Origin of the sequence: Kordia jejudonensis, assembly GCF_001005315.1 — a bacterium.
Classification (GTDB): domain Bacteria; phylum Bacteroidota; class Bacteroidia; order Flavobacteriales; family Flavobacteriaceae; genus Kordia; species Kordia jejudonensis.
In genome coordinates, this window is record NZ_LBMG01000004.1 from 79,213 (window position 1) to 93,396 (window position 14,184).

Sequence of the window (14,184 nt, forward strand, 5' to 3'; positions counted from 1 at the left end):
AACTAATTTTCATCAGGCGGAGTTACTGATGGATCGGCTACATCTTCTCCGCTACTTTTGTCAGATTTAGCAGTTGTGCTGACAGATGGCTTAGAAAAAAAAGGATTCAATTTTTCTAATAATTTATTATTCAAAGAAACATTTAATAAAAGATTTAATTTTATAGTAATCATAATTTTGATTTTAAAGATTTTTTAACTAGAACTCTTCCAGCTTATTTCTTATACAATTAAGTTTTAATGCTTTCGATAGATTTCAATGTAGATTAGGAACACATCTAAAAATGATAATTAGTATTTACAATAAAATACAAGACTACATTTATAATTGATGCATTGTGCGCACTTCTAATTTTTATAAAAACCTATTTCTCAAAGAACTAATACTTGTTTTGTATGAGGCAAATTTGGTGCTATTCTACAAGAGATTTTATCTTTTTCTTGCATAGAATTCCTTTCTTATTCTGATTTTTCCTTAGTAGTTTTATTTGGCGTTTTTCCTTAGAAAATTGATTTTAATATTGTGGTCATAAAATATTTTAGAGTGTTTAGAAATTACACAGTCACTTTTATAAAAATGATTTTGTTTAGAGAGTTTGAGTTGATTCTTTTACAAGAAAAATCATGGCATACAATCCAAAAAAACTTATTAATCTTTTTATTGACACTGCAAAAAAGGCAGGATTAACACTCGAACATTCTGATGCAGAACTTCTTGCAGAAGAAATTAATAATTACGGAGAAAAACCAAGAGTTTCCTTAACTGGTAAATTCATTTATGAAGCACAGCGAAAAATAAAAGTTGCAATCAAAAATGAAGAAGAAAGTATTGCATTTAGCCCTACTTATATTAATAGGCTAGCTCAATTTCTTGATCTTCGAGATTTCAGTCAATATGAAATTGAATCTAAAGAAGATCTAAATACTGGTAACAAAAAGAACAATAAACAAACGTTGAGAAATGATAATAACCAAACAACTATAATTGGAAAAAATATTAATAAAATAGAAGGTGATATTAATAATGGCATTATAAATAACAATTAAAATATGGGAACATCTACATTACAAATTGGAAAAAATATTATTAGTGTTGGGCGAGATTTTAAAGGGAATATTATAAATAACAATCCCAAAGAACTCTTCAGCAAAGTAAATCTCACGGGCTTTTCTAAAAACTATGTCAAACCAACTATCGCATCTAGTATCTTACAGCGAGTTAATAATAAATTAATACTCATTGGAGGTGATTACGATTTTGATAAAGGCAGTCTTTTAAATTATTTAGCTGAGCAATTACATCAATCAACAAGTTTTGATGTTTATGAATGGGTAGGAGTAGCTGAACGACAAAGTTTTATATCGTCATTAAAAGGGCTGAAAGACGGTATTGTTATATTTCAAAAATTACAACCACATCATTTGAATTATGATTTACTATTATTAGAAAAGATTGCACAGCAAAACCAATTGATATTCTTAACTAGTACTGATATTCCTCAAAACGCATGGCAACTGTCCAGTGTATTACAACAAAAATATTGGTTACAATTAGATTCACAAAAAATAAGCTATGATGCTGTAGAATTAAAACAGTATTTAGCAAAAAAACTAAATAAAAATATTAAAGAAATTTCGTTTGCTAATGGGCTAAATAAAGTTGATGCTAATTCACAATTACCAGGTGGAAGTCTTACTCAATTAGCGAAAAATTTCTCCACTCCCGAACAGATAGACTTTTTTGTCAAAACACTTACACTTCAAAAAGGGAATATTGATATTAATATAATTATGGACTGTTTAAAAGATACACTAGGTAAACAAGATACTCTAATGTACAAGTGGTTCCATTCATTACCTGCATTAGAACAATACGTCGCATTAAGTATGGTATTGTTTAGTGATTTATATGACGATCAGTATTTTGAAGTTGCAAAAAAATTATCTAAAGAAGAATGGCAGTACAGCCATAATGGTTTAAAAGCATTAGATTATAGAGATATTGAAAAACTATTTAGTTTTTTTAAATATGATATTGTTGATAGGGAACATAGACTTATAAGAAACAAATATCCCAATCAACAAATTGAACTATTTAAAATTTCTTGGTATAGCCATAGAAGACACATAAAAATGGCTGTAGATATGGGAATAGACCTAGTCATTGAATCGTCAAAAGAAAATTATTTAAACTCAGAACTGTTTGGTAATGAGAATAGAAGAAGAATGTTAAGAAAATCAGTCACAAGTTTGCTTAGTGATTTGGGAAGAGTCTCAAAGACCTTGATTCAAACACCTCTTTTAACATTAGCTTCTCAAGACTCTATTGCTTCTCAAAATGTAGCTGCAGAAGCAATAGCAAAATGGAAAGAAATACCTGGCGGAGAAAAACAATTATTTGAATTTCTATCAAATTGGCAAGAAACTTCTAAATGGAAACCAATAATCATAGAATTAATTAAGGGACGAGAAAAAGTCTTGTCGCATGCTGTTTATCTAAGAGCAACAATTATTTTGACTATCGCTAAAGCTGCTAAATACGATACTCCAAATAAACTATCTATTGAGTTGATTGAGTTATTATTTTCATTTATCGATGATACAAACGATTTGGTGAGAGATAGGTTTAGACAAACAATATCGGATATTTTAAGACTACATGCAGTACAATTTACTAAGCCTTTACAATTAGGGAAAAAGACAATAGTTCCATTAGAAGAATTTTTAAAAAAAGAAGATTTAATATACCCAGTTGCAGTAGGGTTAGCTTTCGCTTATACTGAAAATCCCGATGTTACTGAAAAGATAATAGCTTCTTGCTTAAAACATTGCGCAAACAAGTTTTCAGATAGTAAAAAAACAAAGCTTACTGATAGAGATAAGTTAATGGCTGCTATGGTAATAACTTTAGGTAAAATTATTGAAATGAACGGTATACATACTTCAATTAATGGTAAGTTAATATATGATATTCTTAAAAGAATAAGATTAGAAGAAAAAAATAATATCATAAAAAGGGTATTTGTAGATACAATTATGCAATTAACATTAGTAGGTACTAAGAATAAAAAACCGATAAAAATTTTATTGCCTAAATTGTCAAAACAAGAAAGAAACTATATTGTATCCGTAATTGGGGCACAATATATGGAAGAACGAAAAGAGCAATATGGTGGAGACCTTAAAATAAAGGTAGACAACATAACTTATGATAGTTGGAGGTTTATGGATAGACCATTTTTAAAAATAGAGCAATTAATGTTCGATTGGCTCAGAGAGGATTCTAAGAAATTAAAGCAATTAGCAACATTAGCATTTATTGAGTTTTCAGTGCTGCTTGAGTATAAAGAAAAAAAGAAACACAGATGGTTGAGAATAGTTGAAAAATTAAAAGCATTTTTTGAAAAAATAAGAGAAATGATTATGTCAATAGTTATTTTTAGATCTCCATTAATACGAGGATACTTTTCAGTTATAAATTTATTTTATAGAATTTTCATTAGAATTACTATTTCAAAAGGAACTGCTAAAATTTTAGATGCTGTTATGCCTATAATTGCAAAAGACTATTTATCTAGTAGAAGATATAAAAGAGTAGTGATAAAAAAATGGAAGAGAGTTAGTGGGGACATTAAAAATGCGGCAAAGCTATTGAGTAAGTTTTAAATAGAGCTAGTTTAAATATCTCAAAATATAAAGAAGCCTCCATCAAATTGTTTAAACAATTTGGTAGAGGCTTCTTCTTATGAAAATTCAAATATTATATTCTCTATAAATTAGAAAAAAATATAATCAAGGGCTAGTTTTATTTTTAGAAACAACCTGCATTTGTTTTTGGATTTTTTCAATGGCATCAGCAGGAAAAACTTGTTTTGGGTTTTGCTCTATGTCATTTAGTATATCATCCGTTTTAACAAAAATAAGCCCTCGATTTATTTCGGATTGTGCTTCTAACAATTCATCATAATCGGTTTTCTCCTTAAAAGCTTTCATTAAAGCAGGAAAAATTTCGATAAAAATGATCAATATTGCCAAAGCCCAAGAGATAATTTTAGTAGAATTTGCACGTTCAATAATATCAGAATGATCTTTTTCAGGAATACTTGTAATATTAGCTGTTTTTAGTCTTTGTAATGCTATATATCTTGAAAGTAAGTCTTGGGATGATAAGGAATCTATTTTATAAGTTTCTTTTACCTCTTTAATTAAAGTTGTTTTTTCTTTAGCAAAATCATTTTGTTCATCTTTTATTTTTTTTAATTGTTCGGAAGCTTCTAACGATTTCTTTATAGCATTTTCACAAATTTCTCCACATCCTTTAACTGCCCCATTACTTCCTGTTAATTGATCATTTTTAATACTATCATATTTTCTTATTTCTGCTTCTTGAATAGAAATCCTTCTCCTAATATTAGCTTCAATGACATTTAAACGATCAGTTTCTTCTTTTATCTTCTCTATGTTAGGAGCATTTTTTTGTTTAAGTTCATCAGCCAATTGCTCATTAATTCTTCCTTCAAGAATAGTAAGCTCTAAAGGAATAGATACTATCAATCCAATCATAATGGCTAGAGGAATTCTTGTCACTACTGCCCATTTACTCTTAGCTGCAACAATTTCTCTATCAAAAGCCATAATAATGGCACAATATAGTAAGCCTCCTAAAATAGCAGTAGTATAACTATCAGTATCATAATCGAAAGCCATTTTTAATGCATACGTTCCGGATATAAATGCTAAAATACCTGTAAATAAAACGAACATGCCCATAGAAGCTTGACTGTATTTTGCCTTTTTGCTACAGCCTTTAATCAATGCTGCATTTGTTTTTGATAAGAAATAAAATAATGTATTCATAATTATTGTTTTTTACGATTCCACTTGCGTTTTGAAGTATCTAGTTTGTTTGTTCTTTTTTGTAGAGCCTGATTGTTTCTATCATTTTTTTTAGAAAAAGAAGGTTTAGAGATAACTCCAACTTTTATAGTTTTTTTACCAATCACACCGAAGTGGCTTTTTGCTGTAATTGTAAAATCAGTATCTTTTTTGATTACTTTATCTAAATGTCCTTTAGCATTTACTTTTCCTATATTCTGATTTAAAATAACTTCTTTGGAACTGCTAACATCCCATACAAGCCGTATAGTTTTTGCTGAAGTTGAAGATTTTAATCTACTTATTTCAAATAGTATTTTTGGTGGAGCTTTAGAGGTCTTTATCTGAATACTCTTCTTTGATAGCACTCCGAAATAACTCTTTGCATATATAGTATAAATGGTGTCTTTTTTTGGATGTGTTGTAAAACTTGATAAGTTAGTTAAGTTTTCTCCAGTACTTAATTGCAAGGAATAAGCATTTGAAATATTCCATTTTAGATGTACTGGAATCAGATGTTCTAAAAAGGTAATATTTGCTGTAAAACTATGTATTGTTGGTGCTTCCTTTGAGACTGTGACTTTTAGTGTTTCAATAGTTGTAACCTCAAAGTAACTGACAGCTTTTAAATTATATACGGTATCTTTTTTTGGATCAACCTGAATGTATTTTAAATGTGTAACTTCTCCAATTCCATCAATGTATAGCTTAAATGCTCCTTCAACTTGCCAGCCTAAAAATACTTTTGAGTCATCTTCACGGTGATTGATACTACTTTTGAAATACTTAATAATTGGAGGTTTCTTTGATACTCTTAATTGCAACTTTTGCTGTATTTTTTGTCCAAAATACCCATAGACAACTAGATGATATTCAGTATCTTTTTTAGGATTAACATTGCAATTATTTTTATTGGTTACATCGCCTACTTTTGTGATTTCAATTTTTTTAGCGCGTTCAACTTGCCAACTGAGTTTAGCAGGAAGATGATCTGTTAACATAGTTTTATTAGAATTGAAAAATAAAATTTTAGGAGGTGTTGTGTCTATTTGTATAGCAACTTTAGCCTTAACAGACTTATTTCCATTGATAGCTTCTAAGGTGTATACGGTATTTTTGATCGGAGTTACATTGATATGGTTTTGATTCTTTATTTCTTTACCATTGATACGTGTTTTTTGACAATCATTTACCTTCCAAGAAAGTAGAATTGGGTCTAAATTGTCACGTACTGTTTTATTTGCTTTGAACCAATGTATTTTTGGAGGCTTAAATAAAATAGTAGCAAATGTCGCTGCCCATTCTTGTAGTGATGGCCTTCTAGTAGGGTAATCATATCCAACCTCAAAACACCTCAAAAATAAATTTTGAATCTCCTTTGGTAGAGATTTAAAAGATTTGTGAGGAGCAGGAATTGATAAAAACTTACCTAGCTTTTTTCCGTTAGGAAAAAGTCCTTCTCTAATAAATTCTGATGTTGAGTGCAATGTTTTATGTGAAGCAGTGAATGGATGTATCCCTAATAATAATTGATAAGCTAAAACTGCATAGCAAAATCTATCCCATGATTCATTTTTATGTGTATGAGAAATTGTAGATAATTTTTTTTGATGTTCAGGAGGAATATATTCCTCTGTGAATGCTTCTGCATTAAATATAACTTTATTGTTTTTTGCTATCTGAATGCTATCTAAGTCAATTATGGACATTAGTCCATTCGAGCTTATTAAAATGTTATCAGGCTTAAAATCTACTAGAATATAGTTTTTGGTTTTATGAAGTGTATTCACTGCATTAGCAATATTGTAGCATAATTTTAATCTAGTTTTTAAAGTATTCGTTTTATGGCGAGCAAATTTCTGCCATTTACCTTCTGTTTTAATGCTATGATGTAATTTTAGTTTGCATAAACAACTTAATTTAATAGGAATTTCATTTAATTTAGAATCCCCTGCAATTGGCATAGTGAAGCCAACAAAGTGTCCTTTACGATACAAAAGTTCTAAAGGCCAGATGAGGGTATTTTGAATTTCCGCTGAACTATTCTTTATAGGAGAATTTCTCACCATAAATTTAATTCTGTGTTCTAGCTTTTTTGCCTTTATTAATTTTTCATTCGTTTCATGATAAAAAACTTTTGCAACAATATTCTTTTGACTACTCGTAAAGTAGTGAACACCTCCTTGGCCTCCAGATTTGAAAGGTTTATCTTCAATGTACACTGTTTTACCTTTATCTGTAGTTAACTCTATTGGCATATAATGAATGATTTAAGTGTTAATAAGAGTACCTAAAATCATAGTTTTATCATCGGTTTCTTTTTGTAATGCTGTATTGCCATTTTCTAAAAAAGAACTCCATTTTTCTTGTATTTCTCCATCTGATAATTCATCAAAATACATTGATTTTAGTGCGTTTACACATGGTTTGAAAAACTTAGGAAATGGAAGGTTAGGATCATAGTATGATTCTTCATCTTCTTTCTTGTTGTAGCATTCCCAAGATGCTAATTCACATCCATCAGACATCAAAGTAAATGAACTAATATTATCATTTATAATAGAAGTTTCTATTAAGTGTTCATTATCATTTAATAAGTCTGAAGTAATAAATACGGTTTGACCTACTTGTTCTCCTTTAAATGGGATGAATAAGCTTTTCCAGTTTTCTGAAACATCGGCATAACCTGCTCTTCCGTCACCAATATGACATGTTAATATTCTATGCGGAGAAAAAAGAATAAGAATAAAAGTACACGCTAAAGATTTATATTCAAGTTTTTGTTCTTGTGAAAAATCATATAATTCCTCCTGTAGCTTTTTTATGAGCTCTAACATGTGTTCCTGCCATTCTTCATGAGTTATTTGAATATCTTTATTTAAACAAGATGTTTTTTCAATAAGAATGGTTATATATTCAATAGTTTTTTTGACAATAAACTCTGAACCCAAATGTGAATTATTACTTGAACCAGCTCCATCACATACTACTGCAATACCAGTTGTATCATTAATTAATTTAAAATTATGAGCATCTTGACAAGGAATGCTACTTTCAATATGTGATTTTCCTACTAAAGAAGCTCCAACTATTTTCCACAATGACTTTGACATAATTGATATCTTAAATTGTTATTTGAAAAGGATTATCATTTTCGGATTTTGGACTGATATCAACATTGTCGCCATCGTGTGATGCAGCAATGGAGGACATACTTGAGCTTAACCATTTAAAAAACTTAACAAAGTCTAATCCTTTTAATTTCAAAGGCTTGAATTGTGGGTGAGATATTTTTTCTAACATGTTCATATCAGCTCCCTCTACACCAAAAGCCCAAAAGTTAAATTTTTTATTGTCCACGCCTTGATTAACTTCAATAGACAAACCATCAATATCTTGACCGCCATCTGGATATCCATCAGTCATTAATATTACATAAGGTCGATAATATGTCTGTCCTGTACTTTTGTACCATTTTTTTCGTTCTTCAATTAATCGCAAACCTTCTTTAGCGCCATCTACTAGTCTAGTGCTACCATTTATTTTTAGTTCAGGCATTTCAAAATTCTCCAGTAACGAAAAAGATTGAACTTCATCAATATCACTTCCAAATGTTACGATTGAAACTTCCAATCTATCACAGGCTGTTTCATCATTTAGTATTTCTTCTCTAAATTCTTTTAAGCCTTCGTTTAATTGTCTTATTGGTTTTCCACTCATTGAGCCTGAAACGTCTAAAACAAGAACACAAGGACATTTTTGTTCGTAATTAATAGGTTCCTCACCTGCAAAATCATTATGTGCCATAATTATTATTTTTTAAATTTTAATCAAGGAAAATAGAATATAAGAGAAGAGGTAATTTAGTTTGTAAACCCTTACTATTTTTTTATATAAACGTAATATGAGTTTAGTAATGAATTGATTAATTGTTAATATTTACAGAACTTCATATTTAAGAATAATTCATCTACATAAATCTAAAACTCAACTACACATTAAAGATATTGATCTATCATTATCATAAATAAATATCTTTTTTATATAAATTCTAGGTAATAAAACTCTTAATTCCCCTAGAAGATGAAACGAATAAAACTACCTATTAACCGAGGGCATAAAGGATTAATTATATTCTGTAATAAATGTAATAAAGCTTTCTCATGGACTAAGAAAAGTGAGAAAGACTTGGAGGGTAAAATTGTCACAAAAGAGCCTATATGTGCAAAAGATAAAACTAAATTTTCTTCCTGTCAGTTTTTTAAGATGCACCGTTTCAAAATTAAGGTGTTTATTCCTGGAAGTGGTGGGAAGTATAGAACGAAGAACTTAACAGTTACTAATTATAGTCAAGCTGTTTCAGCAGCTATATCTTTTGAAAAAGAAGTAAAACTAAGCTATCATAATTTGAATTCTAGCTTAAAAACTTATGGAAAAGAAATTTTGTTGTTAGATGCGCAAAAGGAATACAAAAATTACCTTTTAAATGTAAATATACCAGCACATCAAAAAAGAGAACGTACAAAAAAGCATATCAAAGAGATTGAATATTGCCTAAATTTATTTAACAGGGCATTGATGAAAAATCGAGTGAATATCTCTAAACTTAAAGTTAATTTAATTAAAGATGGGCACGTCGGAATATTTCACACACATTTATTAGAGAATATGTCATATTCTGCGGTGTCTTACAATAATAAAATGCAATACTTAAAAAGCTTTTTCACTTGGACTATTCAAGAATTTAGAATTGATTTATATAATCCATTTGATAAGGTAAGAAGAAGAAAGAGTGTATTAAGAAAAGAAATTATCACTCTGGAAGAATATGAAGCGCTACTAGAAATTATATCTCCAAAAATAGGATTTCAAATGATACATGGAAAAAATAGAACGTATCGTAAGCAGCGTTATAAACCGTATTTAAAAAATGGAATTGAACTTGGCTTATACACAGGAGCTAGGAGAGAAGAAATAGTACGATTAAAATGGAATATGATTCATGTTGAAAATAACATCCCAGTTTTTATAGAAATAAGAAATTTCAAAGTAGAACGTCAGAAGGGAGATGGTTATAATGCTGATGTTGCACCTAAGATTATCCCTGTGATAAAAGGTTTGTCTGACTTGCTCAATAGAATGGGATATAAAGATAAAATTGGAACTGATGAACATATCTTATTTCCAGAGAGGAATATTACAATTGATGTTTTAAAAGATAATTTATCAAAAGGATTCAGTCATTTCTATAAGCTTCTCGATACGGGAAAAGAATTACAATTCAAACATTTGCGAAAAACATACCTAACTTATTTGGCAATGACGATGAAAGAAGATACTGGCTTTTTATCTTCTCATACTTCAAAAGAGGTTTTAAGAAGGCATTATATTAATGAAAATCTAGTATTGAAAGCTATGAGAGATGTTGAAATATTTAAGAAAAGATAGTAACCCCGAGGTCTTACCCTAAAGCTCTCTCTTGTAAAAGCCTGATTAAGTGATTTGTAGAATGAGTAAAAAAGAACAAAACAATACTCCTAAACGTACTGGAGTATTGAAAATGAAGCTGTTAAGAAATAAATAACCCACTCAATATGAGTGGGTTATGTTGTAGCGAGATCGGGAATTGAACCCGAGACCTCCGGGTTATGAATCCGACGCTCTAACCAACTGAGCTACCTCGCCGTGTTAGCGGGTGCAAATATATAAACAATTTTTTTTTGAACAAATAATACTGAATTTTTATTTTTTTTATTGTTTTCTTTTAAACTAAACAATTAATGTATATATTGTCAGCAACATAATTATAAATAAAGCATGTCAGATAAAGTTAAATACGAAATGGAGTTCCCTATACAATCTTCGCCACAGCTTTTATTCCAATATTTGTCTACACCTTCAGGATTGTCTGAATGGTATGCAGATAACGTAAATTCACGAGGAGAGGTTTTTACCTTTATTTGGGATGGAAGTGAAGAAACAGCAAAGCTTTTAGGAAAGAAAAGCAACGAACGTATCCGTTTCCAGTGGGAAGAAGATGAAGATACCTCAGATTATTTTGAAATGAAAATTGTGGTTGATGAAATTACAAAAGACGTTTCTCTTATTATTACAGATTTTGCACCAGATGACGAAGAAGTAGAAGAAGGAAAAATGCTGTGGGAAAATCAAATTGGAAGTCTAAAACAAGTTTTAGGTTCACGCTAAAAAATCATTTTTAAGAACTATATTTGCCTTGATAAATTCAAGGCTTTTTTTATGGTTAATTTTAATGGCAATGTTAGCAAAAATACAATACATCTTGATATTGAAAATAGAGGGGTAAAGTATGGCGACGCGCTCTTCGAAACACTACGAGTCGTCGCAAATAAAATTCTCTTTTGGGAAGATCATTACTTTAGACTTATGGAATCTATGCGAATTTTGAGAATGGAGATTCCGATGAATTTTACCATGGAGTTTCTGGAAGAAGAAATTCTAAAAACACTTGAAGCCAATCAACTTACCAATGCACGTGTTCGCTGTACTATTTTTAGAGGAAATGGCGGATTGTACATGCCTGATTCTAATGAAGTAGAATACATCATTTCTGCCGCCGAATTACAAAGTCCATTCTATTTACTATCGGAAACTGCGTATGAAGTGGATTTATACAAAGATTTTTACATCAACAAAGGCTTGCTTTCAACACTAAAAACAAATAACAAGATTATAAATGTTTTAGGAAGTGTGTACGCCAAGGAAAATAACTTGGACAATTGTTTACTCGTCAACGAAGATAAAAGCGTTGTAGAAGCTTTAAATGGTAATATATTCTTAGTAAAAGGAAACGTGATTAAAACGCCTCCAATTACTGATGGCTGTCTGAAAGGAATTTTGAGAATGCAACTGATTGAAATGCTTGAAAAATTACCCAACTATGAACTGAAGGAAGAAAGTATTTCTCCTTTTGAAATTCAAAAATCAGATGAATTTTTTATCACAAACGTAATTCAAGGCATACTTCCGATTACAAAGTATCGAAAAAAGCAGTTTGCAACAACCGTCGCTAAAGATTTACTTGCGAAGTTAAATATGCGAATTCGATTGGGATAAGTAATATATGGATATATTAAAAGATTAAAAGATTGAAGAATGGAATGATTCGCGCAAGTTGTTACATTGCACGTATAAATTCTAAATCTCGATTTTTGTTAATTATGACTCGGATCTTCGGGAGCATTTGACCAAATCAAGTATTCTCCGCCGAATTCCATCATTTTTTTACGCCAAATAGATTTACACGATTTTGAAATGATTTCTTTTTTGAGTTCATTCTTCACAATAATCCATGAATTTGAGTTCAATTCGTCACTTAACTGATTTGCATGCCAGCCAGAATATCCTAAGAAGAATTTAATGTCATTCTCGTTTAATTTGTCTTCTTCTAGTAGCTTGACAATGGATGAAAAATCGCCGCCCCAATAAATACCAAGAGATATTTCAATACTGTTGGGCACTAAATGCGGAATCTTGTGAATAAAATATAAATTATCTTGCTCTACAGGACCTCCATTGTATACTTTAAACGTCGTTTTTAAGTTGGCAAACTGTGGAATTAAGTCCGATAGCGTTACGTTGAGTGGTTTATTCAAAATAAAACCAATAGAGCCTTCGTCTGTATGATCAGCGAGCAAAACTACTGATCTATTGAAAGATACATCTCCAATAATAGATGGTTCAGCAACTAAAAGATGTCCTTTGTTGGGTTTTAAGGCTATCATTTACGTATTTTTAGGTTACTTAAATCTATTAAAAAAAAATGGAATAATCAAATTTGAAGCAGTTAACGCCAATTTTGAGCATTAAAAAAGCGCTCTATTGAGCGCTTTTTTCTGATATTATTTAATAAAGTAATACTATTTGTTTACTGCATTTCCTAAATCAGAACCAGCTTTAAACTTAACTACTTTCTTAGCTGCAATTTTAATAGTAGCTCCTGTTTGAGGATTTCTTCCGTCTCTAGCAGCTCTTTCTGAAACTGACCAAGATCCAAACCCTACTAAAGAAACTCTTTCACCTTTTTTCAAAGCTCCTTCTACATTTCCTAAAAATGATTCTAATGACTTCTTTGCTGCCGCTTTAGAAATTCCTGCGTCAGCAGCCATTGCGTCAATTAATTCTGTTTTGTTCATAATTGTTGAATTATTAATTGTTGGTTAAACATTATTTTTTAAAAGCAGTACAAATTTATACGGATTTCCTTGCCATGCAAGTAATAGCGCGGGAAAAGCCGCATTTTGTTAATAACTTAGGGCGATTGTTAATAAAGCTAGCCATTTTTTGTTGTAATTCTCTAATATCACTAGGCATAAGGGATTACACGACTTTTGCATCTTTTTCAAATTTATAACCATTCAATAGTGCAGAAATTTCCATTTTACGTTTTCCTGGAAGTTGAATTACCTTTAAATATATGTAGCCATCTTTTACAGCGACCTTGGTTTCTTTTTTTGAAGAAATAATACATCCTACTGCATCCGAATGCGATTCTTTTACTTTCGCCACTTCATATATTTTAATAGACAAGGTTTCTTCTCCATTATATAATGTTGTCCAAGAAGCGGGATACGGACTTAAACCGCGAATCTTATTATAAATGTCATCTAAAGATGCTGTCCAATCTATTTCACACGTTTCCTTATGAATTTTGTACGCTGTCTTGATATCGTCTTGCTGTGGCTGAATTGTCGTGGTTACATCATCCTTTTCTATGTGTTGAACAGTTTTTACGACCAATCCGCTTCCTAGGTTCATTAATTTGTCATGCAAAGCACCAGCATTTTCATCGGGATCAATCGCTACTTCTTCTTGAAAAATCATTGCGCCTGTATCAATTTTCTCATCAATGAAGAAAGTTGTGACTCCCGTTTTTGTTTCTCCATTAATAATAGCCCAGTTTATCGGTGCTGCACCTCGGTAGTTTGGAAGTAAAGAAGCGTGTAAGTTAAACGTTCCGTATGCAGGCATTTGCCACACCACTTTTGGTAACATACGAAAAGCAACTACGATTTGTAAATTCGCGTTAAGCGCACGTAATTCTTCTATAAAAGATTCCTTTTTTAAATTTGTCGGCTGTAACACGGTTAAATTATTTGTCACAGCAAATTGTTTCACTGCAGATTGGTGTACCTTTCTTCCACGTCCTGCGGGTCTGTCTGGCGCCGTAATGACACCAACAACCGTGTATTTTGCATCTAACAATGCTTTTAATGTTGCCACGGCAAAATCGGGCGTTCCCATAAAAACGATTCTAAGATCTCTCATTATA

The 14,184-nt window shown here is 30.8% G+C and carries 13 protein-coding genes and 1 tRNA gene; 5 read left to right on the forward strand and 9 right to left on the reverse strand.

What is annotated here, in order from left to right:
* Positions 1-2 precede the first annotated feature (2 nt).
* Positions 3-173 (reverse strand): hypothetical protein, encoded by a 171-nt coding sequence (locus tag AA089_RS24510; protein WP_156168880.1) that lies wholly within the window; start codon positions 171-173, stop codon positions 3-5.
* Between the two features lie 450 nt (positions 174-623).
* Here AA089_RS24510 and AA089_RS03075 point away from each other — a divergent pair, with 450 nt between their 5' ends.
* Both AA089_RS03075 and AA089_RS03080 read left to right on the forward strand, forming a co-directional pair.
* Positions 624-1,046, forward strand: coding sequence for a hypothetical protein (locus AA089_RS03075; RefSeq protein ID WP_046755446.1), 423 nt, complete (start codon positions 624-626; stop codon positions 1,044-1,046).
* 3 nt (positions 1,047-1,049) lie between these two features.
* Positions 1,050-3,665 carry a hypothetical protein gene (locus tag AA089_RS03080; protein WP_046755447.1) on the forward strand — a complete coding sequence of 872 codons (2,616 nt, stop codon included), beginning with the start codon at positions 1,050-1,052 and terminating at the stop codon, positions 3,663-3,665.
* Between the two features lie 126 nt (positions 3,666-3,791).
* Here the strand turns inward: AA089_RS03080 and AA089_RS03085 are convergent, their stop codons facing one another.
* The 4 genes from AA089_RS03085 to AA089_RS03100 are packed head-to-tail and all read right to left on the reverse strand — an operon-like array spanning position 3,792 to position 8,681.
* Entirely contained in the window at positions 3,792-4,856 is a 1,065-nt protein-coding gene (locus AA089_RS03085; protein ID WP_046755448.1) for a DUF4407 domain-containing protein, read from the reverse strand.
* A gap of 2 nt (positions 4,857-4,858) precedes the next feature.
* Positions 4,859-7,132: a protein kinase domain-containing protein gene (locus AA089_RS03090; protein ID WP_046755449.1), complete on the reverse strand. Its 2,274-nt coding sequence runs from the start codon at positions 7,130-7,132 to the stop codon at positions 4,859-4,861.
* A 12-nt stretch (positions 7,133-7,144) separates the two neighbouring features.
* Positions 7,145-7,987 (reverse strand): PP2C family serine/threonine-protein phosphatase, encoded by an 843-nt coding sequence (locus tag AA089_RS03095; protein WP_046755450.1) that lies wholly within the window; start codon positions 7,985-7,987, stop codon positions 7,145-7,147.
* A gap of 10 nt (positions 7,988-7,997) precedes the next feature.
* Positions 7,998-8,681 carry a vWA domain-containing protein gene (locus AA089_RS03100; protein WP_046755451.1) on the reverse strand — a complete coding sequence of 228 codons (684 nt, stop codon included), beginning with the start codon at positions 8,679-8,681 and terminating at the stop codon, positions 7,998-8,000.
* Positions 8,682-8,957: 276 nt separating this feature from the next.
* On the opposite strand from AA089_RS03100, the gene AA089_RS03105 reads away from it, so the two are divergent.
* The gene (locus AA089_RS03105; protein WP_046755452.1) at positions 8,958-10,322 is read left to right on the forward strand and encodes a tyrosine-type recombinase/integrase; all 1,365 of its coding nucleotides are present in this window, start codon (positions 8,958-8,960) and stop codon (positions 10,320-10,322) included.
* A gap of 163 nt (positions 10,323-10,485) precedes the next feature.
* On the opposite strand, the gene AA089_RS03110 is transcribed toward AA089_RS03105, so the two are convergent.
* Positions 10,486-10,559, reverse strand: a tRNA-Met gene (locus AA089_RS03110).
* 132 nt (positions 10,560-10,691) lie between these two features.
* On the opposite strand from AA089_RS03110, the gene AA089_RS03115 reads away from it, so the two are divergent.
* Together AA089_RS03115 and AA089_RS03120 are read left to right on the forward strand one after the other, a co-directional pair.
* Complete coding sequence (locus AA089_RS03115) at positions 10,692-11,081, forward strand: START-like domain-containing protein (protein ID WP_046755453.1); 390 nt, start codon at positions 10,692-10,694, stop codon at positions 11,079-11,081.
* A gap of 51 nt (positions 11,082-11,132) precedes the next feature.
* A complete protein-coding gene (locus tag AA089_RS03120) occupies positions 11,133-11,969 on the forward strand; it encodes an aminotransferase class IV (protein WP_046755454.1) in 837 nt (278 codons plus the stop codon).
* A 98-nt stretch (positions 11,970-12,067) separates the two neighbouring features.
* Here AA089_RS03120 and AA089_RS03125 read toward each other — a convergent pair whose 3' ends face one another.
* The 3 genes from AA089_RS03125 to fmt form a co-directional block, all read right to left on the reverse strand.
* Entirely contained in the window at positions 12,068-12,637 is a 570-nt protein-coding gene (locus AA089_RS03125) for a YqgE/AlgH family protein (RefSeq protein ID WP_046755455.1), read from the reverse strand.
* Positions 12,638-12,772: 135 nt separating this feature from the next.
* Entirely contained in the window at positions 12,773-13,051 is a 279-nt protein-coding gene (locus AA089_RS03130) for an HU family DNA-binding protein (RefSeq protein WP_316936941.1), read from the reverse strand.
* 181 nt (positions 13,052-13,232) lie between these two features.
* Entirely contained in the window at positions 13,233-14,180 is a 948-nt protein-coding gene (gene fmt, locus AA089_RS03135) for a methionyl-tRNA formyltransferase (RefSeq protein ID WP_046755457.1), read from the reverse strand.
* Positions 14,181-14,184: the final 4 nt, after the last annotated feature.